17 protein-coding genes are annotated in these 20,926 nt (G+C 73.1%); 4 read left to right on the top strand and 13 right to left on the bottom strand.

Annotated features, from left to right (window positions below):
- The first annotated feature begins 27 nt into the window (after positions 1 to 27).
- Positions 28 to 1,233, top strand: a complete 1,206-nt coding sequence (locus JL475_RS08450) for an MFS transporter (RefSeq protein WP_202276804.1) — start codon at positions 28 to 30, stop codon at positions 1,231 to 1,233.
- Here the strand turns inward: JL475_RS08450 and JL475_RS08445 are convergent.
- The gene (locus JL475_RS08445; protein WP_202276803.1) at positions 1,193 to 1,651 is read right to left on the bottom strand and encodes a thioesterase family protein; all 459 of its coding nucleotides are present in this window, start codon (positions 1,649 to 1,651) and stop codon (positions 1,193 to 1,195) included. The genes JL475_RS08450 and JL475_RS08445 overlap by 41 nt on opposite strands.
- Positions 1,652 to 1,826: 175 nt before the next feature.
- Here JL475_RS08445 and JL475_RS08440 point away from each other — a divergent pair, with 175 nt between their 5' ends.
- A complete protein-coding gene (locus JL475_RS08440) occupies positions 1,827 to 3,257 on the top strand; it encodes a uracil-xanthine permease family protein (RefSeq protein WP_202276802.1) in 1,431 nt (476 codons plus the stop codon).
- On the opposite strand, the gene JL475_RS08435 is transcribed toward JL475_RS08440, so the two are convergent.
- The gene (locus tag JL475_RS08435) at positions 3,239 to 4,369 is read right to left on the bottom strand and encodes a glycoside hydrolase family 6 protein (protein ID WP_202276851.1); all 1,131 of its coding nucleotides are present in this window, start codon (positions 4,367 to 4,369) and stop codon (positions 3,239 to 3,241) included. The genes JL475_RS08440 and JL475_RS08435 overlap by 19 nt on opposite strands.
- Before the next feature lie 173 nt (positions 4,370 to 4,542).
- Here JL475_RS08435 and JL475_RS08430 point away from each other — a divergent pair, with 173 nt between their 5' ends.
- Complete coding sequence (locus tag JL475_RS08430; RefSeq protein WP_202276801.1) at positions 4,543 to 5,238, top strand: DUF5995 family protein; 696 nt, start codon at positions 4,543 to 4,545, stop codon at positions 5,236 to 5,238.
- 69 nt (positions 5,239 to 5,307) lie between these two features.
- Here JL475_RS08430 and JL475_RS08425 read toward each other — a convergent pair whose 3' ends face one another.
- From JL475_RS08425 to fmt, 9 genes are all read right to left on the bottom strand, one after another.
- Positions 5,308 to 7,020: an NAD(P)/FAD-dependent oxidoreductase gene (locus JL475_RS08425; RefSeq protein ID WP_202276800.1), complete on the bottom strand. Its 1,713-nt coding sequence runs from the start codon at positions 7,018 to 7,020 to the stop codon at positions 5,308 to 5,310.
- Positions 7,021 to 7,073: 53 nt separating this feature from the next.
- On the bottom strand, positions 7,074 to 7,862 hold the full coding sequence (locus JL475_RS08420) for a carbon-nitrogen hydrolase family protein (RefSeq protein ID WP_202276799.1): 789 nt from the start codon (positions 7,860 to 7,862) through the stop codon (positions 7,074 to 7,076).
- Between the two features lie 426 nt (positions 7,863 to 8,288).
- Entirely contained in the window at positions 8,289 to 9,491 is a 1,203-nt protein-coding gene (locus tag JL475_RS08415; RefSeq protein ID WP_202276798.1) for an MFS transporter, read from the bottom strand.
- 344 nt (positions 9,492 to 9,835) lie between these two features.
- Positions 9,836 to 10,288 (bottom strand): Lrp/AsnC family transcriptional regulator, encoded by a 453-nt coding sequence (locus tag JL475_RS08410; RefSeq protein WP_202276797.1) that lies wholly within the window; start codon positions 10,286 to 10,288, stop codon positions 9,836 to 9,838.
- An 87-nt stretch (positions 10,289 to 10,375) separates the two neighbouring features.
- Positions 10,376 to 11,818 carry a GuaB1 family IMP dehydrogenase-related protein gene (locus tag JL475_RS08405; protein WP_202276850.1) on the bottom strand — a complete coding sequence of 481 codons (1,443 nt, stop codon included), beginning with the start codon at positions 11,816 to 11,818 and terminating at the stop codon, positions 10,376 to 10,378.
- A 271-nt stretch (positions 11,819 to 12,089) separates the two neighbouring features.
- Positions 12,090 to 13,136 carry a sugar-binding transcriptional regulator gene (locus tag JL475_RS08400; protein ID WP_109379439.1) on the bottom strand — a complete coding sequence of 349 codons (1,047 nt, stop codon included), beginning with the start codon at positions 13,134 to 13,136 and terminating at the stop codon, positions 12,090 to 12,092.
- Between the two features lie 78 nt (positions 13,137 to 13,214).
- Entirely contained in the window at positions 13,215 to 13,901 is a 687-nt protein-coding gene (gene rpe, locus JL475_RS08395; protein WP_202276796.1) for a ribulose-phosphate 3-epimerase, read from the bottom strand.
- A gap of 91 nt (positions 13,902 to 13,992) precedes the next feature.
- Positions 13,993 to 15,411, bottom strand: a complete 1,419-nt coding sequence (locus tag JL475_RS08390) for an RsmB/NOP family class I SAM-dependent RNA methyltransferase (protein WP_202276795.1) — start codon at positions 15,409 to 15,411, stop codon at positions 13,993 to 13,995.
- 75 nt (positions 15,412 to 15,486) lie between these two features.
- Positions 15,487 to 16,419, bottom strand: coding sequence for a methionyl-tRNA formyltransferase (gene fmt, locus JL475_RS08385; RefSeq protein ID WP_202276794.1), 933 nt, complete (start codon positions 16,417 to 16,419; stop codon positions 15,487 to 15,489).
- Between the two features lie 233 nt (positions 16,420 to 16,652).
- Between fmt and JL475_RS08380 the strand changes: the two genes are divergently transcribed.
- On the top strand, positions 16,653 to 17,222 hold the full coding sequence (locus JL475_RS08380; RefSeq protein ID WP_202276793.1) for a hypothetical protein: 570 nt from the start codon (positions 16,653 to 16,655) through the stop codon (positions 17,220 to 17,222).
- A 21-nt stretch (positions 17,223 to 17,243) separates the two neighbouring features.
- Here the strand turns inward: JL475_RS08380 and JL475_RS08375 are convergent, their stop codons facing one another.
- Entirely contained in the window at positions 17,244 to 19,391 is a 2,148-nt protein-coding gene (locus tag JL475_RS08375) for a primosomal protein N' (protein WP_202276792.1), read from the bottom strand.
- A gap of 127 nt (positions 19,392 to 19,518) precedes the next feature.
- Positions 19,519 to 20,742, bottom strand: a complete 1,224-nt coding sequence (metK, locus tag JL475_RS08370; protein WP_202276791.1) for a methionine adenosyltransferase — start codon at positions 20,740 to 20,742, stop codon at positions 19,519 to 19,521.
- Positions 20,743 to 20,926: the final 184 nt, after the last annotated feature.

The raw sequence follows: 20,926 nt of genomic DNA, 5'->3' as shown, positions 1-20,926 counted from the left end.
GCCACTGGCGACCGGAGGGGCGGGACCATGACCGCAGAGGTGTACGGGCAGCGCGAGGTACGGAGGGCGCGGTACGCCGTGGGCGCCGTGTTCGCCGTGCACGGCGCCGTGACCGGCTCGTTCGCCACGCGCGTGCCCTGGATCCAGGACCATGCCGGTGTGAGCCCGGGGCAGTTGGGGCTCGCGCTCGCCTTCCCCGCGATCGGCGCGTCCCTCGCGATGCCGCTGGCGGGGCGGGTCAGCCACCGCTTCGGCGCCCGTACCGCGCTGCGTGGACTGATCTCCCTGTGGACGCTCGCGCTGGTCCTGCCGTCGGTCGCCCCGAACCTGCTGACGCTCTGCCTGGTCCTGTTCGTCTACGGCGCCACGGCCGGCATGTCCGACGTGGCGATGAACGCCCTGGGGGTGGAGGTGGAGAACCGGCTCGAGCGGTCGATCATGTCCGGGTTGCACGGCATGTGGAGCGTCGGTGCCCTGATCGGCTCGGCGGCCGGCACACTCGCCGCGCACCTCGGCACGGACGCCCGGCTGCACCACACGCTCGCGGCCGGTGTCCTGACGGTGGTGGGCGTCGCCGCCGCGGGCCACGTGCTCGATCTGCAGCCCGCCGAGGACGAGGAGCCGCCGCCGAGGTTCGCGCTGCCGCCCCGCTCCGCGCTGCTGATCGGCGCCATCGGCTTCTGCGCGGTCTTCGCGGAGGGCGCGAGCCTCGACTGGTCGGCGGTCTATCTGCGTGACCAGTTGGAGGCCTCGGCGGGGCTCGCCGCGGCCTGCACCACCGGGTTCACGCTCACCATGGCGCTCGTCCGGCTCGCCGGGGACCGGGTGGTGGACCGTTACGGCGCGGTGCGCACGGTGCGCACGAGCGGTGTCGTCGCCGTCACCGGCGGACTGCTGATCGTGCTCGCGCAGCACCCCGCGGCGGCGATGGCCGGCTTCGCGCTGATGGGGCTCGGCATCGCGGTGGTGGTGCCGCTGTGCTTCGCCGCGGCGGGCCGCAGTGGCGGCAACCCGAGCCTCGCCATCGCGGGCGTCGCGACCATCACGTACACCTCGGGCCTGATCGCTCCGAGCGCGATCGGCCTGCTGGCCCAGGCGACCAGTCTGATGGTGTCGTTCGTCCTGGTCACGGTGTTGTCGTGCGGTCTGGCCGGCCTCGCGGGCGTGCTGCGCTCCGGGGACCGCGTGAAGGTCATCCGCCCGGACGCAGCAGTTCCCGGCCCGCGGCCCTGAACGTCTCGCTCCAGGGCGCCGGGCGCAGGGTTTCCGCGTCCAGCCGTACCAGCACCCGGCTCCCCCGTGCGTAGCTCACCGCCCCGTCCCGCGAGCAGAAGCGGAAACCGTAGGTCAGCCCGGTCGTCCCCAGCCGTTCCAGCCACAGGTGGACGGCGTACGCGCCGGTCCGGGTCACCGGGGCCTCGTAGCTGATCCGCAGTTCCTTGACCGCGTTGCAGGCGTCGCCGGCCGCCGTCCAGTCGCCCTCGAAGCGGATGCCGTGTTGCTCCCACAGTTCGGCCCAGGCCCGCTCGACCATCAGCGGATAGCGCGCGTTGTGCAGCAGCCCCAGCGCGTCGAGGTCGTCGAAGTGGACGGTCACGGGGACCAGCCGGCCGTACGACAGGGCGGGGGCGGTCGGGGCTTCGGCGGTCACGGGCGGAACTCCTGGTGCGTACGGGATGAGTGCCGCCTACACGAACCAACGGCGTGCCCTCATCCTAAGCAGACGCTCAGGCAGCCGGAGCACGTCCGTCCAGGTGTACGAAGCACACCTGCTCAGCCCCGACAATGGTCCGGACACGCTGCACGAACGACGAAAGCGACAGCCCATGGATCTCGGCGTCCGCTGGACACTGCACGGAGACGGACGCACCCCGGCTCCCGGCGCGGTGGTCCGTCCCGACGAACGGCTCTCCTGGCCCCGTACCGCGGGGCTCGGCGCCCAGCACGTCGTGGCGATGTTCGGGGCGTCCTTCGTCGCTCCGGTACTGATGGGCCTGGACCCCAACCTCGCGATCATGATGTCGGGCGTCGCGACCATCGTCTTCCTGCTGGCCACACGCGGCCGGGTACCCAGCTATCTGGGCTGCTCGCTCTCCTTCGTCGGCGTCGCCGCGGTCATCCGGGCCCAGGGCGGGTCGAGCGCCACCGTGACCGGCGCGGTGTTCGTGGTCGGGGCCGCGCTGTTCCTGGTGGGGCTCGCGGTGCGGCGTTTCGGGGCGCGGATCATCCACGCCACGATGCCGCCGATCGTCACCGGCGCGGTGGTGATGCTGATCGGCTTCAACCTGGCGCCGGTGACCGCCGCCACGTACTGGCCGCAGGACCAGTGGACCGCCCTGTCCGTGATGCTGTTCACCGGCCTGGCGGTGGTGTGCCTGCGGGGCTTCTGGTCCCGTATCGCGATCTTCCTCGGGCTGGTCTTCGGGTACGCGCTCTCCTGGGTCCTCGACCTGCTCTTCGGCCGGATCCACTCCGCGGACGCGAGCGGCAAGGTCACCGACCACTGGCGCCTGGACCTGTCCGGCGTGGGTCAGGCCGACTGGATCGGTCTGCCGAACCTGCACGGCCCGTCCTTCGAGTGGTCGGCGATCCTGGTCGCCCTGCCGGTCGTCATCGCGCTGATCGCCGAGAACGCCGGGCACGTCAAGGCCGTCGGCGAGATGACCGGCGACAACCTCGACGACAAGCTGGGCACGGCCATCTCCGCCGACGGCGTCGGCTCCATGCTGTCCACCGCCGTCGGCGGCCCGCCCAACACCACCTACTCCGAGAACATCGGCGTGATGGCGGCGACCCGTGTCTACTCGACCGCCGCGTACTGGGCCGCCGCGTGCTTCGCCCTGCTGTTCGGCCTCTGCCCGAAGTTCGGCGCGGTCGTGGCCGCGATCCCCGGGGGTGTGCTCGGCGGGATCACCGTCATCCTGTACGGCATGATCGGCCTGCTCGGCGCCCAGATCTGGATCAACGCCAAGGTGGACCTGCGCAATCCGCTGAACCTGGTGCCGGCCGCCGCGGGCATCATCATCGGCGTCGGCAACGTCACCATGGAGTTCACCGACACCTTCTCGCTCAGCGGCATCGCGCTCGGCACCCTCGTCGTCATCACCGGGTACCACGCGCTGCGCGCCTTCGCCCCGGCACACCTCAAGACCCAGCCGCCGCTGCTCGACGCCGGCACCTCGGCCTACGACGAGAACGGGGGCGAGAACGGCGGGGGCGAGGCGGACGGCGGGAGCACTCAGCGCGCCAAGTCGTAGGCGTACGACGGGGTGAAGGTGCCCGGCGCGCCCTTGCAGCCGTCCGACTCCCCCGGCAGTTTCACCCAGAGGTAGGCGTCGATCCCGGCCTCGCCGGTGCTGAGCGTCGGGGTCCGGCCGAGCTTGCGGCCCGCGGGGTCGCACCATTCGCCGTCGGCCGGGGCGCCGTTGCCGTTGCGGCTGGTGTCGATCACCGCGCCCAGGCCGGGCGGGCCGCCGAGCGCGTCGAGCACCTGCCGGTTGTGGGCGATCTCGTCGGCCGTGTCGTGGAAGTTGGAGACGTTGCTGAAGACGCCGTCGGAGGAGGCCGCCGACGCGGCCCCGGCCTGCCGCAGCCAGTCGGCCTGGCGCGCGGGCGCGTTCCAGCCGGAGTGTCCGGCGTCGTAGTAGACGCGTGCCCGGGGGTTGGCCTTTTTCAGCACCCGTCCGGCGCGGGCCAGTGAGGCGAAGCGGTCGGCGCGCTGCCCCGCGGAGAGGCATTCGACCTGGGCGAGGGAGTCCGGCTCCAGGATCACGATGACCTCGCCGGACCCCAGCCCGGCGGCGAACCGGTCGATCCAGCCGTCGTAGGCGGCCGGATCGGGTGCCCCGCCCCGGGAGTGCCCGCCGCAGTCGCGGTCGGGGATCGTGTACGGCACGAGGACGGGCACCCGGCCCCGCGCGGCGCCGGCCGAGGTGATCGCGCGCACCCGCGCGGTGACCGTGTCCGGTGAGTGGTCGGCGAACCACACGGCCGCCGGCCGGTCACCGATGCGGGACTCTATGACCGCGCGGCGCGGATCGCCGGGGTGGGCCCGCACCCAGTCCAGGACCTGGGACTCAGGGTGGCGGTAGAGCCGGGAGGGCACCGGGGCCGACCGCGGCTCCCGCGCGCTGGGCGACGCGGACGGCGTGGCACTCGTCTTCCTCGCACGGGGCTCGGGAGAGGCCGACGCGGAGGGGGACGGCGCCTCGGGCGACGGGGACGCCGACTGCACGACGGGCAGTGCTTCCAGCCGCGGCGACGCGGTCGCCGCGGGCCGTGCCTCGTCCGAGGCGCGTCCGTCATCCACCGAAGAGACCACCCCGGTCGCGGTGCCGACCGCGACCACCAGGGAGGCGGCCGTGACCATAGCGGCGCGCCGGGCCACGCCTCTGCGCGCGGACCGCCGGGCAGCCAGGCGTTGGGCACGCGTGCCTGACACTGTGCTGCTCCCCCTCCCCCACGACGGGCGCGTTCCCCCGATCCGGGGAAACGTCGGGCCCGCCGCCACCGGCACCACACTAAAGGTGCGACTCTGCGCTCATGGCGCAATGCGAACAAGTCCGTCAAGTCTGCACCCCCGTAGACGCGGTCGTCTCCCGGATGCGCGCCCTCGACTCCGCCCTGCCCCGCCGGGACGGGATCGCTGTCTTCAACCGTGTCTACCTCGCGGTGACGACGGAGGTGGACCGGCGCATCGACGCCGGTCTGCCGACGGACACACGGGCGGCGGTCACCCTGGACGTGCTGTTCGCCGAGCGCTATCTGGCCGCCGTCGAGGCGGTGTCCGAGGGCCGCCGCCCACCGGCCTGCTGGCGCCCGCTGTTCCAGTTCCGCCACCATCCGGGCGTACGTCCGCTGCAGTTCGCGCTGGCGGGCATCAACGCGCACATCGGCCACGACCTGGCGCTCGCCGTCGTGGACACCTGCCGTACGCTCGACTGCGAACCCGCCCGTGTGGAGGACGAGTTCGACCATGTGGGCGACCTCCTGGTCACACTGGAGGAGCGCATCCGCGAGGACCTGATGCCGGGCCCCGACCTGCTCCAGCTCGCCGACCCGATGACCCATCTGCTCGCTTCGTGGAGCCTGGACCGCGCCCGGGACGCCGCTTGGACGGCGGCCCGCGCGCTGTGGGCGCTGCGCGGACTGCCGGACGTCGCCGAGGAGTTCGCCGCGCGGCTGGACATGGCGGTCGGCTTCGCCGGACGCATGCTGCTCACGCCCCTGCCCGACTGACCCGGGCGGTCCGGCGGCCGCGAGCCGGGCGGGCTCCGGAGGCCGAGGGGTTCCGGGGGCGCCGGGGGCTCAGTCGTCGGAGAGTTCCACCGGCGCGATCTCGTCGTAGACGTCACCGGGACCGGGGTTGGTCGCGTCGGTCGCTCCACCGAAGTGGTGCATGACGCCCCAGACCGCGTTCAGCGCGGTCTGGACGGCACCCTCGGCCCAGCCGGCCGTCCAGGAGATGTCGTCGCCGGCCAGGAAGACTCCCCGCTTGTCCTCGGGCAGCCGGTCCTGCATGAAGTGCGTGAACAGGCGCCGCTGATAGCGGTAGTGGCCGGGCAGGTTGGCCTTGAAGGCACCCATGAAGTAGGGCTCGTTCTCCCAGGAGACGGTCACCGGGTTGCCGATGATGTGCTTCCTGATGTCGACCGTCGGGTAGATCTCGCCCAGCGACTTCAGCATGACCTCCATCCGCTCGTTCGGCGACAGCGGCAGCCACTTCAGGCTGTCGTCGCACCAGGTGTACGAGAGGCAGATGACGGCGGGCCGGTCCGGACCGTCGTCGAGCAGGTAGGTGCCGCGGGTCATCCGGTCGGTGAGCGTCATCGACATGACGTTCCGCCCCGTCGGGTTCCCGTTCTCGTCGACGGCCTCGTCCAGCCAGAAGGGCCGGTCCACGGGCACGAAGAGCTTGGAGCTCTCCATGTAGTGGGTGCGCTCGATGGCGGTCCAGTGGTCGATGGGGAAGAGCGATTCGTCGCAGGCGATCTTGGAGAGCAGCATCCAGGACTGGGCGGTGAAGACGGCCGCCCGGTAGGTGCGGATGTCCCCGTTCGCGTCCGTCACCGTGATGTGCCGGCCGGCGGTGCGGTGCAGCCGTGTCACCGCCGGGCGGGGCTCGCCGTCGGTGTGCAGGGACTTCAGCGAGGTGCCGTACGGCCAGTGGACGATCTTCTCCGGCTCTCGCTCCCACAGGCGCAGCGGCAGTTGCTGGGAGCCGCCGACGATGCCGCGGTGGTGGTCGTCGGCCTCGGTGTAGACGACCCGCAGGATCTCCAGGATGGAGTTGGGGAAGTCGGTGTCCCAGCCGCCGGTGCCGAAGCCGACCTGGCCGAAGATCTCGCGGTGCCGGAAGGACCTGAAGGCCTCGGAGTCGCAGAGGAAACCGTAGAAGGTCTGGTTGTCGAGCTTCTCCACCAGCCGCGACCAGATCTCGCGGATGCGCGGAACGTCCCGTTCGCGCAGGGCGCGGTTCATGTCGGAGAAGTCGGCGCCCTCCTCCAGACAGCGGTTCCAGGCGTCCGCCACGTCCCGGTAGACCTGCGGCAGGTCGTCGAGCGTCTCGGCGTAGTGCGACTCGCCCTTGAGGTCGACGACGGTCGAAGGCGTCACCTCGGCAAGGGGGTTGGGGAAGGGACGGGTCTCGAGTCCCACCAGGTCGATGTAGTGCTGGAGGGCGGTGGAGGACGGCGGGAAGCGCATCGCGCCCATCTCGGCGGTGAGCGAGGGGTCGCAGCCCTCGAAGCCGACGGTGCGCAGCCGGCCGCCGATCCGGTCGGCCTCGTACACGACGGGCTTGAGGCCCATCTTCATCAACTCGTAGGCGGCGATGATCCCGGACAGGCCGCCGCCGACGACCGCGACCTCGGTGCCGTGCTCGGTCGCGGGGATCTGGCCGAGGCCCGCGGGGTGGGCGAGGAAGTCGTCGTACGCGTAAGGGAAGTCCGGGCCGAACATGGTGATCGGCGGCTGCTGCTCGTCGGCGTGCTCGACGGCGTTGGGCACCGTGGACGTCATGGGGTGCGGACTCCTTGCGCGAACGGTCTTCGAGGGGTCGGGGGAAGCGGGGTTCAGCCGCGGGGCCCGTACAGGCCGGGGCGGCGGTCCCGCAGATACGGGTTGTTCTCACGGGAGGCGGCGAGGAGGGCGGGGTCCACGTCGGCGAGGACGAGTTCCTCGCCGCGGCCCGCCCGGGTGCGGGCGACTCCGTCCGGTCCGGCGAGGGTGGACAGTCCCGCGAACTCCAACTCGCCCTCCTGGCCGACCCGGTTGACGTACGCGATGTACATCTGGTTCTCGAACGCCCGCACCGGCACGACGGATTCGGCGACGAACTGGAACGGGTGCATCAGCGCCGTGGGCACCAGGAGGAGGTCGGTGCCCGCCAGGGCGTGGGCGCGCGCGTTCTCCGGGAACTCTACGTCGTAGCAGATCAGCAGGCCGACGGTGAGGCCGTCGAGCTCGGCCTGGACGACCGGCTGGTCGCCCGGGGTGAAGTGCTCGTGCTCGAAGCCGCCGAAGAGGTGGGTCTTGCGGTAGTTCGCGAGGCGGGTGCCGTCGGCGGAGACGAGCTGGACGGAGTTGTGGACCGTGTCGTCGGTGCGTTCCGGGTAGCTGTAGGCGATGGCGAGTCCGTGCCGGGCGGCCGTCCGTGCGATCGCGTCGGCCGCGTCGCCGTCGGCGGGCTCGGCGAGCACCGTGATGTCGTCGCCTATGGCGTACCCCGTCAGGAACAGCTCCGAGGTCACGAGCAGCCCGGCGCCGGCCGCGGCGGCGCGGTCCGCGGCCTCGTCGAGGACCTTGAGGTTCTCGGCGACGGATCCGGGCCGGCCGGAGCTCTGGAGCAGGGCGGTGCGCATGCGTTTTCCTCATCGGTACGCGGGGTTTCGGGGGTCGCACAGACGCTACGTCCGGTCGGCTCGGCCGGACAAGAAGGAGCCGTTGCGCGCCCATGAGCGAACTGTTGCGTCCGTCGCGGGGCCGGCGGCGATTCGTTGCACGCCCCCGGTTCGGCGCCCGTGTCGGGGAGGTGGAGGCGACGCCGGGGGCCGTCCTGCCCGTCCGTTCCACCTGCGTGAAGACCGCCGTGGACCGCCGTGCGAAGCACCCGGGGCCGCCGCGTGGGCGGGGCGAGCGCCGGAGCGAACGCGAGCGCGACGACGCGGACGCGGACCCTGGTGGGCCGGCCCGATGAGGTGGCGCTCCTCTCCCCCAGGACGCCCGGGTGACCGGGCGGACGAAGCGGCCGCCGGCCGGTGTCACCGGCCGGCGGCGAGGCGCACGGCCTACGGGACGCCGCGCGGCGAGCGCAATGGCCTCATGAGCATCAGGAGCAACGCTGTCACCAGATACGGCAGCGCGAACACGGCGAAGGCCGTGCTGTGTCCGCCGTGTGAGGCGATCACCGCGTAGCCGCCGAACACCGCGACCGTGGCCAGCTCGGTGCCCAGTCCCGCGACCGAGGTCAGGGTGGCCCGCCCGGTGTCCGCGATCCGCCGCTGGAGGCGCGCGTCGGCCAGTACGGTCGCCGCCTGGAAGCCGCCGAAGGCAAGGGCGACGAACACGAGCCCGGCCGTCGTGCCCGCGGCGGAGCCGACGGCCAGGGCCAGCCCGGAGCCCGCGAGCAGGCTCGCGAGTCCGGTCGTGCCGAGGCGTTCGCCCTCCCCGGCCAGCAGGCTTCCGGCGGTGGCACCGGCCCAGATCAGCAGGAGCAGCCAGGGGACCGTCTCGTCCGCGACGCCGGTGTCCCGCACCAGCAGCGGCGTGTACTCGTCGAGGGCGCCCCAGACGGCGCCCACGGCCGGTACCAGCAGCAGCGCGCCGCGCACCGACCGGTCGGTGCGGGCCTCGGCGAGCCCGGCGCGCAGAGTCGCGGTCCAGCCCTCGTGCCCGGTCGCCGGGCGGCGGTGCTCCGGGAACCGGAGGGCCGTGACCGCGGTCAGCACGCACCCCAGGACGCTGGCGGCGCCGACGGCGGTGTGGCCGCCCCAGGCCAGCACCGGACCGGCGAGCCCCATGGCCGCCATCACGGCGGCCAGTCCCGCCGCGCGGGCGCGGCCCATGACGCGGGCGTAGCGGTCGGCCGCGTCGAGCCGCTCCAGTTCGTCGTAGACCAGGGCCTCCAGCGCACCGGACGCGAGCGCTCCGCCGGCGCCCCACAGCACGAAGCCGGCCGCGAAGGCGCCGTAGGAGGGCAGCAGTGTCCACAGGGCGAAGCCGGCGGCGGTGAGCAGCGGACCGAGCCACAGCAGCAGGCGCCGGGACACGGCGTCCGCCCAGACACCGGAGGGGACCTCCAGCAGGACACCGGTGACCGACCAGAGGGCGAACAGGGAGGAGATCTGCCAGACCGTCAGACCGGTGTCGCTGAACAGCAGCGCGTACACCGGGTAGAGCAGCACGAAGTCTTCGAGGAACGCGTAGCCGTACAGCGTGGTCGTCAGCCGTCGGACGCGGGGGTCGGGCGCACGCGTGGGCGTGAGAGTCATGAGGCCTTCCCGTAAGGGCGGTTCGGACACCGGACGTGGAGGACGTACGGCGCCCGGGGCGGCCCACGGGAGGCACGACGGGTGGATCAATGTCGCCAGGTCATGACCCGATGGTAGACGCCTGAGCCGGATGCGGTCCGTCATTTCCGTGTCCGGCCGACGTGTCCGGCCGGACGGTCACGGCTCCGGGACGGAGGGCCGAGGTGGCAGCAGCACGTCTCCGCCGCGCCTGAGCCGCTGCCGGGCGGCCGGGACCGCCACATGGCCGATCCGGTACCGGTGCGGGATGTCCCGGGCCGCGTTCCGGTCGGCGTCCGCCTCGAAGACGCAGCCGGGGTTCTCGCCTAGGTGGGCGACCCCGACGAGAAGCGGCGCAGCAGCGGTGACAGCACCAGCACGGACTTGGTCCGCTCGACGAACGGCTCCCCCGCGATCCGTTCCAGGACCCGTTCGAAGTGCCGCATGTCGGCGGCGAAGACCTGGGCGACCGCATCCGCCTCCCCGGTGACGGTGGAGGCGGACACGACCTCCTGGTAGCGCTCCAGGCCCCGCTGGATGGTCTCCGGGGAGGTGTTGCCGCGGCAGTAGATCTCGACGAACCCCTCGGTCTCCCAGCCGAGGGCGGCGGGGTCCACCCGTACCGTGAAACCGGTGATGGCGCCGGTGGCGCGCAGCCGGTCCACGCGCCGCTTCACCGCGGGCGCGGACAGGCCGACGAGCCCGCCGATGTCCGCGTAGGAGCGGCGGGCGTCCTCGGCGAGGGCGTGCACGATGCGTTCGTCGAGATCGTTCAGCACTGCGGGCGGTTCACTTCGCTTCTGGGAGGTCCACAACGGGATGGCGGGCCGGGCCGGTACGGAATCGGCCGGGCCGGCCGGGGGCGGTCAGGTCCAGCTGGCGTGCAGCGGCTTGCCCTCGGCGTAGCCGGCGGCGCTCTGGACGCCGACGACGGCCTTCTCGGCGAACTCCTCCAGGGAGCCGGCGCCCGCGTACGTGCAGGAGGAGCGGACGCCCGCGATGACCGAGTCGATCAGGTCCTCGACGCCGGGCCGGGCCGGGTCGAGGAACATGCGGGAGGTGGAGATGCCCTCCTCGAACAGCGACTTGCGGGCCCGGTCGTAGGCCGACTCCTCCGAGGTGCGGTTGCGCACGGCGCGTGCGGAGGCCATGCCGAAGGACTCCTTGTAGGGGCGGCCGTCCGCGTCGTGCTGGAGGTCCCCGGGGGACTCGTAGGTCCCGGCGAACCAGGAGCCGACCATCACGTTGGACGCACCGGCCGCGAGCGCCATCGCGACGTCGCGCGGGTGACGGACACCGCCGTCGGCCCACACGTGCTTGCCGTACTTCCTCGCCTCCGCCGCGCACTCCAGCACCGCGGAGAACTGCGGCCGGCCGACGCCGGTCATCATGCGGGTGGTGCACATGGCGCCGGGGCCGACACCGACCTTGACGATGTCCGCGCCGGCCTCGATCAGATCGCGCACCCCCGCGGCGGCGACGACGTTGCCCGCGGCGACCGGGACCTGCGGATCGAGGTCGCGCACCAGCTTCAGCGCGCTGATCATCGACTCCTGGTGCCCGTGCGCCGTGTCGATGACGAGCGTGTCGACGCCCGCCTCCAGCAGCTGCTGGGCCTTGCCCGCGACATCGCCGTTGATGCCGACGGCCGCGGCGATCCGCAGCCTGCCCTGCGCGTCGGTGGCCGGCGTGTACAGGGTGGCCCGCAGGGCGCCCTTGCGGGTGAGGATGCCGGCGAGACGGCCGTCCTCGTCGACGGCGGGGGCGTAGCGCCGGTTGGCACCGTCCAGGGTGTTGAAGGCCTCGCGCGGGTCCATGCCGGCGTCGACGAGCAGCAGGTCGCGGGACATGACCTCGGTGAGCTGCGTGAACCGGTCCACGCCGGACAGGTCGGTGTCGGTGACCACGCCGACCGGCCGGTGCTCGTCGTCCACGACGACGCCCGCGTTGTGCGCGCGCTTGGGCAGCAGGGCGAGCGCGTCGGCGACGGTCTGGTGCGGGGCGAGAACGATGGGGGTGTCGAGGACCAGGTGGCGGCTCTTGACCCAGGAGACGACCTCGGTGACGACCTCGATCGGGATGTCCTGCGGGATGACCACGAGACCGCCCCGGCGGGCCACCGTCTCGGCCATGCGGCGGCCTGCGATGGCCGTCATGTTGGCGACGACGAGCGGGATGGTGGTGCCCGTACCGTCCGGGGAGCTGAGGTCCACACTCTGCCGGGAACCGATGGCGGACCGGTTCGGCACCATGAAGACGTCGTCGTACGTCAGGTCGTACGGGGGCTCGATGTCGTTGAGGAAACGCACGTGCTGCACATCCCAGTCGTTCAGAGGTGGCCCCCGGACAGGTCAGCCAGGGGGAAGAGCACGTACTTCATTGTCCCATGACGGCCGGAACGCCTTCCCCGGTCGGATCGTCCAGGTCGCGCCGTCAGGGACTGGGAGGAACCTCCGAGCGCACGGGCGACGGGGTGCGCAGAGCAGGCAGGCAGGCAGGCAAGGAGACGGGGACGAGCCGTGGCACCATGCGCCCGCATGCTGCCACTCCCGCCCCGGGCCCACGCGTCGTCGGGGTCGGTCAGGGGCCGTCGGGGTCCGAGCGGTTGAGGGCGGACCTGGGGGCCGGTCCCGCCGCCATCAGGTAGTCCGCGGCCGAGGTGTCCGTCACCAGGCTGGTGACGAGCCCGGAGCGCAGCACCGCGTCGATGGCGGGGCCCTTGCGCTGCCCGCCGGCGATCGCGACGACCTCGGGGACCCGGCGGAGCTGGTCGGCCTTGACCGTGATGCACCGCTCGCCCAGGTCGCGGCCGACCCGGCGTCCGTCGGAGTCGAAGAGATGGGCGGACATCTCGGCGGCGACACCGAGCGAGGCGTAGTGCGCACGCTCCTCGTCCGAGAGCATGTCGTGCACCGTCGAGATGCCCGGCTCCCACGATCCGATGGAGACGCAGGCGACCGTGACCTTGTCGAAGTACTCGAAGGCCCGCGCGATGCCCGTCTGGTGGCGCAGCGCCTGAGCGGTGGCCGCGTCCGGCAGCAGCATCGGCGCGTAGATGGGGTGGGCGTCGCCGCCCGACACCTGTGCGGCCCGCCGTACGGCCTCCACCGAGCCGCGCTCGGCGGTCCCGGCGTCGTACACGCCCGTCAGCTGCACGACCGTGCAGGGCGGCAGCCGGTCCAGGGCCGCCGCCATGTGGATGGTGGACCGGCCCCAGGCCAGGCCCAGCACGTCACCCTCGTCGACCAGTTCACCGAGCAGGTCGGCTGCCACCTCTCCGAGGTTCTCGGGGTCGGGTGTCTCCTCGGCCTCGGCCGGGGACTCCACCACGACGGCGTGCCGCAGGCCGTAGCGGGCACGCAGCGCGTCGGAGCGCTCCGCGTCCAGCTCGGCGGGCACACGGATCTCGATGCGTACGAGATCCCGTTCGAGGGCGGTCTCCAGGACCCGGGCCACCTTGAAGCGGCTGACGCCGAACTCCTCGGCGATCTGGATCTTGGACTTGCCCTCGAGGTAGAAGCGGCGGGCCATGGCCGCCGCCTGCACCAGCTCAGCGGGTCCCATCCGCATGGCTGAACGGCCCGCCGCCGACATACCCGACACGGCGTTCTCCTCACTGCTGTTCACACTCTGGATTCGCCGTTCATCCTCGCAGATCCGGCGCGGTCGATCAGCCCTGCTGAAAGCCGTTCATGTTCTCGTGGCTCAGTGGTCGCATGCCCAGGACGCCTGGCTCGTGGCGGCCTCGGCCTGGCGGCGCAGTGCGCGGACCGCCTCGGCCGGGTCCGCCGCCCCGTACACGGCGGATCCCGCGACGAAGACGTCGGCGCCTGCGTCGGCGCACTGCTCGATGGTGGACGCCGAGACCCCGCCGTCGACCTGCAGCCAGAGCTCCAGGCCGTGCTTGCTGATCAGCTCACGGGTGCGGCGGATCTTCGGCAGCATGATGTCGAGGAAGGCCTGGCCCCCGAAGCCCGGCTCGACCGTCATGATCAGCAGCATGTCGAGCTCGGGGAGCAGGTCCTCGTACGGCTCGATGGGGGTCGCGGGCTTCAGCGCCATGGAGGCCCGCGCCCCCTTGGCCCGGATCTCGCGGGCCAGCCGCACCGGTGCGGCGGCCGCCTCTACGTGGAAGGTGACGGAACCGGCCCCCGCCTCGACGTACTGGGGCGCCCAGCGATCGGGGGCCTCGATCATCAGGTGGCAGTCCAGCGGAGTGTCCGTCGCACGGGCGAGCGACTCCACGACCGGCACACCGAGCGTGAGGTTCGGGACGAAGTGGTTGTCCATGACGTCGACGTGGAGCCAGTCGGCTCCCGCGACCGCCCGCGCCTCGTCCGCGAGGCGGGCGAAGTCGGCGGACAGAATACTGGGGTTGATCTGCGCGGCCATGCACCAAGCCTGCCATGCCCTTCGGGGGAGGGCGGCATCGGTCGGGTACCAATACGGTCGCGTGCGGACCGGCCGCCGCTTCGGGGCGGGGTCAGCCGGTCCGGCGGATGAGCGCCAGATACATGGCATCGGTTCCGTGCAGATGCGGCCACAGCTGTACGTCGGGGCCCTCGCCCAGCTCCGGGACTCCGGGCAGCAGTGGCCGGGCGTCGAGGAGCTCGGTGTCCGGGAACTGTTTGAGCAGGTCGGCGACCACGGCCCGGGTCTCGGCGAGGTGCGGCGAGCAGGTGGCGTAGCCGACGACGCCGCCGACCCGTACGGCTTCCAGGGCGCCGCGCAGCAGCCCGCGCTGCAGCGGGGCGAAGCCGTCCAGGTCGTCCGGCCGGCGGCGCCAGCGCGCCTCGGGCCGGCGGCGCAGGGCGCCGAGCCCGGTGCACGGCACATCCACCAGCACCCGGTCGAAGCTGCCGGGCCGCCACGGCGGCCGGGTCCCGTCGGCGGCGACGACCTGGTACGGCCCGGGGTTCCCGGCCAGCGCCTTCGCGACCAGTCCGGCCCGGTGCGGCTGCTTCTCGGAGGCCAGCAGGGCGGCGCCCCGCTCGGCGGCGAGCGCGGCGAGCAGCGCGGCCTTGCCACCGGGGCCGGCGCAACCGTCCAGCCACCTGTGGTCCGGCCCGTCCAGCGGAGCGTTGGCGACGGCGAGCGCGACGAGCTGACTGCCCTCGTCCTGCACTCCGGCCCGGCCGTCCGCCACGGCCGGGATCGCGCCCGGCTCGCCGCCCTCGCTCAGCCGCACCGCGTACGGCGACCAGCGGCCCGGGAGGGCGGCCTCCTCGCCGAGCAGTTCCTCGGGGGTGGCGCGCCCGGGGCGGGCGACCAGGGTCACCTCGGGCCGCTCGTTGTCCGCCCGCAGGAGTTCCTCGATGCCGGCACGGCCACCGCCGAGGGAGTCCCACAGCGCGGAGACGATCCAGCGCGGGTGCGAGTGCACGACGGCGAGATGGTCCTCGGGGTCCTCGTCGTAGGGCGGCGCGACCCGCTCCAGCCAGCCGTCGAGATCGTGCTGCGCGACCTTGCGCAGCACGGCGTTGACGAACTTCGCCCGCCCGTCGCCGAGCACCACGCGCGCGAGCTCGACGGAGGCGGAAACCGCGGCATGCGTGGGGATCCGGGTCCCGAGCAGCTGGTGCGCGCCCAGGCTGAGCACGTCCAGCACGGGCGGGTCCACCTCCCGCAGCGGCCGGTCGACGCAGGCCGCGACGACCGCGTCGTACGTGCCCTGCCGGCGCAGCGTCCCGTACACCAGCTCGGTGGCGAGCGCCGCGTCCCGGGCGTCGAAGTCACCGCCCTCACGGGCCCTGCGCAACAGCGGCGGCAGGACGAGGTTGGCGTAGGCGTCCCGCTCGTCCACGGCCCGCAGGGCCTCGAAGGCGAGGATGCGGACGGGGTCCTTCTTGGGCCGACGGTAGGGCTTGCCGGGCTTGCGGGGCCGACGGGGCTGGTCGCTCACGAAAAAGGTGCTCCGGGTGTGGGGTGAAGTGCGCGGTCCAGCCTACGTCGTCAAGGGGGCCGGGGTCCCGCGGTGTCAGGCGCCCATTGTCTCCTCCGCGCCGATCCGCGCGCCGCGCGCCCAGTCCGCCGCCCGCATCGGCTTCTTGCCCTGGGCCTGCACCCACAGCAGCTCCACGGCGTGCGAACCGGTGCCGACGTACACGTTGTTCTTGCCCGCGGACACCCGGCCCGGGGCGAGGTCCGTGCGGTCGGGAGCGGGGACGACCTGGACGAGCTTGAGCCGCTCGCCCCGGAAGGTGGTCCAGGCGCCGGGCGCGGGGGTACAGCCGCGCACGATCCGGCCGACGCGCAGGGCCGGGGCGTTCCAGTCGACGTGGGCGTCCTCGACGGAGACCTTCGGGGCGAGGGTGACCCCGTCGGCGGGCTGCGGTACGGCCTTCAGGGTGCCGTCCGCGATGCCGTCCATGGTCGCGGCGAGCAGCCCGGCACCGGCGAAGGCGAGCCGGGTGAGCAGGTCGCCACTGGTGTCGGTGGGGCGGATCTCCTCGGTGACGGTGCCGTAGACCGGCCCGGAGTCGAGCCCTTCCTCGATGAGGAAGGTGGACGCACCGGTGATCTCGTCCCCCGCCATGACGGCGTGCTGCACGGGCGCCGCACCGCGCCAGGCGGGCAGCAGCGAGAAGTGCAGGTTGACCCAGCCTCGCTCCGGGATGTCGAGGGCGGCCCGGGGCAGCAGGGCGCCGTAGGCGACGACGGGGCAGCAGTCGGGGGCGATCTCGCGCAGCCGCTCCAGGAACTCCGGGTCCCGGGGCTTCACGGGCTTGAGCACCTCGATCCCGGCCTCTCGCGCCCGCTCGGCGACCGGAGAGGCCACCAGCCTGCGGCCCCGCCCGGCCGGCGCGTCGGGCCGGGTGACGACGGCGGCCACCTCGTGCCGCTCCGAAGCGAGAAGAGCGTCCAGGGCGGGAACGGCGACCTCGGGGGTACCGGCGAAGACGAGCTTCATGGAGTGGTTCGGGCCTCTCGGGCAGGGACGGATGCGGGCAGCGCACCAGTCTATGGGGGGACGACGCGCCGGACGAAGCCGAGGCGCACGCTCCCGCACGGGGGCGCACGCATATGCCGCCGCGCCCCTACCCCGTGACTCACGGGGCGAATCCGCGTTGGTCAAGGAAGAGTTGACCACATCGGGCCCGGACGCGGCCCGTTCCTTTCAACGCCGGCTCGAGAGGCTTCTTCATGGCCGACCACGCAACCCACGACGCCCAGGCTCGCGCCAGCCTGCACTTGCTGGTGCGGGACATCGAGCGGGTCCGCCGACAGGTGGACGCACTGCGCACGCTCACCGCCCAGCTGGGCAACGTCTACCGCCCGCGCCGCTCCGGCCCCTCCACGGGCTTCGTCGTCTACGGACGTGCCCCGGCTCCGACGGTCCGCCTCGCCCAGGAGCTGCGGGACAGCGTCGAGACCCTGGTCACCGCGGCCGTCGACTTCGACCGTTCGCTGGGCTTCTCGTGGGACGCGGTGGGATCCGCGCTCGGCGTCACCAAGCAGGCGGTGCACCGCCGCTACGGGGCCCGCCGCGCCGCGGCCGCCCGGACCGCCCCGGCCGTGGAGGCGGAGCGCACCGCGGAGCCGTCGGGGAACCGCACGGTCAACGTGGGCGCCGGAGTCTCCACCGTGCCGACGGTCCCGGCCGCCCGTTCCATGCCGACCCAGCCCACAGCGAGCAGTTCGTCCCTCCGTAACGACCCCCGCCCCACGGTGTTCCCCGCTCCCCCGACCTTCCCGGGCCCCCGCAACGGCTGACCGACGGTCGTACGGCGCCGTTCAGCCGATGTCGGGTGGGTCGATCCGCACCCGTACCGGCGCCTCGCCCCCGCGGGCCATACGCGCCGCCTGGGCCGACTTCAGTGCGCCGGTGAGCGCCGCTCCCCTGCCCGGCGGTACCCGGATCAGCGCCCGCTCCCAGTGGTCCCCGGGCGGCGAACCGCCTGGTCGCCGGGGGCGATCGGCGGGGGCGAGGGGCAACGGGACGGGTCCCAGTACCTCCGCCTCCCCCGGCAGTTCGGCCGCGCGGAGAAACTCCGCCACGGCCTCCCCCGGTCCCGACACGGCCGCCATCCGCGACACCGGCGGAAAGCCCAGCTCGGTCCGCTCACTCAGCTCCCGCACCGCGTGTCCCACCGGGTCCCACCGCACCAGCGCCTGCACGGGCCGCAGCGTCGGCTCGGCGATCACCACCACCGTGCCGCCGGCCGCCTGCGGACGCACCAGCGCCGCCGCACCGATCCACCGGCGCAGCGCGTCCTCCGCGGCCCGCAGGTCGGGCCGGCCCAGCATCGCCCAGCCGTCCAGCAGCAGCGCCGCCGCGTAGCCGCCCTCCGCGACCGGCTCGGCCCCGGGTGTGCTCACCACCAGCGCGGGCGCGCCCGGCACCGTGTCCAGCACATGCTCGCGCCCTGAGGTGCGCACCGGCACGGCGGGGAAGGCCCGCCCCAGCTCCTCGGCGGTCCGGCGGGCCCCCACCACCTGGGCCCGCAGCCGGAACCCGCCGCACTCCGGGCAGTGCCAGCCGGCCTCCTCACGCCCGCACCACCCGCACCGCAGATCGTCGGCACCGTGCGCCTCCAGCGGCCCGGAGCAGTGCCGGCACCGCGCCGGGGTACGGCAGTTGGCGCACGCCATCCGGGGGACATAGCCGCGCCGGGGCACCTGCACGAGCACCGGCCCGTGCCGCAGCCCCTCCCTGACGGTCTGCCAGGCGAGCGTCGGCAGCCGGGCGGCACGGGCGGCCTCGTCCCGCGCAAGGTCCCCGTCGCCGACGGTCCGCACCAGCGGCGCGGCGGCCCGCACCCGGTCCCTCCCGGCGACCAGCGGTCCGGCCCAGCCGGTCTCGACCAGCTGGGCGGCCTCCACCGTGCAGCTCCAGCTCCCCAGCAGGAAGCCGCACTTGTCCTGTGCCGCCCGCAGCAGCAGCACTTCTCGCGCATGCGGCTGCGGGGCGTGCTGCTCGCTGTGGCTGGTGTCGCCGTCGTCCCAGAGCGCGATCAGTCCGAGATCCCGGACGGGCGCGAACATCGCCGCCCGGGTGCCGATCACGGCGCGCACGGATCCCCGCCGCACGGCGAGCCACTGCGCGTACCGCTTCTCGGGTCCGGCGTCGGCGGTCAGTACGGCATGCCGTCCCTCGCCGAGGAGCTCGGTGAGCGCGGCGTCGACACGGGCGACGGTTCGTCCGTCCGGCAGGACGACGAGCGCGCCGCGCCCCGAGGCCAGCGTCGCCGCGACGGCACGGGCCAGTTCCTCGCTCCACAGCGGTCCGGGCAGCGCGTTCCACACGGCGCGCGGAGCGCCGCCGGAGGCCAGCGACCGGAGGAAGGCCTCCCCCTGTTCGTACCGGGACCAGGAGCCCGGCTCGGGCATCGGGGGCGGCGGCGCGGGGTCGGGCGAGGGACGCCGCTCGGCGCGGGCGTTGCGCGGCGGCACGGCGAGCTGAAGCACGTCGGCGAGGCTGCCCGCGTACCGGTCGGCGACCGCGCGGGCCAGCCCCAGCAGCTCCTCGCTCAGGACCGGCTCGGGCGACACCACCTGGGCGAGGGCGGCCAGCGGGCCGGAGTAGTCGGACTCGGCGAGTCGCTCGACGAGGAACCCGTCGATCAGCCCCCCGCCCTCGCGGCGTCCCTCGCGCACCCGGTGCCGGCCGGCCCCGAACCGCACCCGCACGCGTACGCCCGGCTGCGCGTCGGCGTCGAGTTCCTCGGGCACCGCGTAGTCGAAGTACCGGTCGAGGTGCAGCACGCCCTTGTCGACCAGGACGCGCGCGACCGGCAGTTCCCTGGCGAGCGCGGCGCCCCGCCAGGTCCGCGGCTTGGCCCGGGGCGTGTCCGCCTTGCTCACGGTCTCGCGGATGAGCGCGAGCTGCTCCGGCGGGGCGCCCCGCGCACCACCGTCCACCTGCCCGTTCTCGCTGCTCACGCTTGCATTCTTACCAAACGCGACTGACAACCGGCGGCGTTCCCACCTCCCGGGAACGCGCCGAGGCCCGGCGCCCCCGAAGGGGCGCCGGGCCTCGGCGGACGTGCCGTGGGTGCGGGCGTGCGGTCTACAGACCCGCCGCCTTGCGCAGCGCGTCCACGCGGTCGGTGCGCTCCCAGGTGAAGTCGGGCAGCTCCCGGCCGAAGTGGCCGTAGGCGGCGGTCTGCGAGTAGATCGGGCGGAGCAGGTCCAGGTCGCGGATGATGGCGGCCGGACGGAGGTCGAACACCTCGTCGATCGCCCGCTCGATCAGCTCGGTGTCGACCTTGGCGGTGCCGAAGGTCTCCACGAACAGACCGACCGGCTCGGCCTTGCCGATGGCGTACGCCACCTGGACCTCGCAGCGGGCGGCCAGGCCGGCCGCGACCACGTTCTTGGCGACCCAGCGCATCGCGTACGCCGCCGAGCGGTCCACCTTGGAGGGGTCCTTGCCGGAGAAGGCGCCGCCGCCGTGCCGGGCCATACCGCCGTAGGTGTCGATGATGATCTTGCGGCCGGTGAGGCCCGCGTCGCCCATCGGTCCGCCGATCTCGAAGCGGCCGGTGGGGTTGACCAGCAGACGGTACTTCTCGGTGTCCAGCTTGATGCCCTCGTCCAGCAGCGCCTTCAGCTCCGGCTCCACGACGAACTCGCGGATGTCCGGGGCGAGCAGCGACTCGAGGTCGATGTCGGAGGCGTGCTGGGAGGAGACGACCACGGTGTCGAGGCGGACCGCCTTGTCGCCGTCGTACTCGATGGTGACCTGGGTCTTGCCGTCCGGGCGCAGGTAGGGGATCGTGCCGTTCTTGCGCACGTCGGACAGGCGCTTGGACAGGCGGTGCGCGAGGAAGATCGGCAGCGGCATCAGCGTCGGCGTCTCGTCCGACGCGTAGCCGAACATCAGCCCCTGGTCGCCGGCGCCCTGCTTGTCGAGTTCGTCCGTTTCCCCACCTGCGGCGGCACCTTCGACCCGGCTCTCGTACGCGGTGTCGACACCCTGCGCGATGTCCGGGGACTGGGCCCCGATCGACACCGACACGCCACAGGAGGCGCCGTCGAAGCCCTTCTTCGAGGAGTCGTAGCCGATCTCCAGGATCTTCTCCCGCACCAGCTGCGGGATCGGCGCGTAAGCCTTGGTCGTGACCTCTCCGGCCACGTGCACCAGGCCGGTGGTGATCAGGGTCTCGACGGCGACGCGCGAGGTCGGGTCCTCACGGAGGAGTGCGTCAAGAATGGTGTCGCTGATCTGGTCAGCGATCTTGTCGGGGTGACCCTCGGTCACGGACTCCGAGGTGAAGAGACGACGGGACACAACGCTCCCTGGGGTTGCAGCGGCTGCTGGCTGATCATTGGCGGACGGCGGGGGCTGCACCTCACGCCGTCCGTGGAACAGTTTATCTGTCGCGCCTCGACACGGGGCCCCCTGTCTCGCCTCTCGGGAGCGCCATGACCTGCGGCACGGGCATTCTGCCCATGCCGAGGCGGGTTGGCCAGAG

The organism is Streptomyces sp. M2CJ-2, from assembly GCF_016757295.1.
Taxonomy (GTDB): Bacteria; Actinomycetota; Actinomycetes; order Streptomycetales; family Streptomycetaceae; genus Streptomyces.
Note: the sequence above shows the minus strand (reverse complement) of the source record. Positions and strands in the feature narration are given on the sequence as shown.

Coding starts and splice junctions, on each gene's coding strand:
- JL475_RS08435 (WP_202276851.1), bottom strand. CDS start 4,369: ATGGTCACGGCCGCCTCCCTGGTGGTCGCGGTCGGCACCGCGACCGGG.
- JL475_RS08380 (WP_202276793.1), top strand. CDS start 16,653: ATGGCCGACCACGCAACCCACGACGCCCAGGCTCGCGCCAGCCTGCAC.
- JL475_RS08450 (WP_202276804.1), top strand. CDS start 28: ATGACCGCAGAGGTGTACGGGCAGCGCGAGGTACGGAGGGCGCGGTAC.
- JL475_RS08430 (WP_202276801.1), top strand. CDS start 4,543: ATGGCGCAATGCGAACAAGTCCGTCAAGTCTGCACCCCCGTAGACGCG.
- JL475_RS08415 (WP_202276798.1), bottom strand. CDS start 9,491: ATGACTCTCACGCCCACGCGTGCGCCCGACCCCCGCGTCCGACGGCTG.
- JL475_RS08420 (WP_202276799.1), bottom strand. CDS start 7,862: ATGCGCACCGCCCTGCTCCAGAGCTCCGGCCGGCCCGGATCCGTCGCC.
- rpe (WP_202276796.1), bottom strand. CDS start 13,901: ATGGCCGCGCAGATCAACCCCAGTATTCTGTCCGCCGACTTCGCCCGC.
- JL475_RS08425 (WP_202276800.1), bottom strand. CDS start 7,020: ATGACGTCCACGGTGCCCAACGCCGTCGAGCACGCCGACGAGCAGCAG.
- fmt (WP_202276794.1), bottom strand. CDS start 16,419: ATGAAGCTCGTCTTCGCCGGTACCCCCGAGGTCGCCGTTCCCGCCCTG.
- JL475_RS08440 (WP_202276802.1), top strand. CDS start 1,827: ATGGATCTCGGCGTCCGCTGGACACTGCACGGAGACGGACGCACCCCG.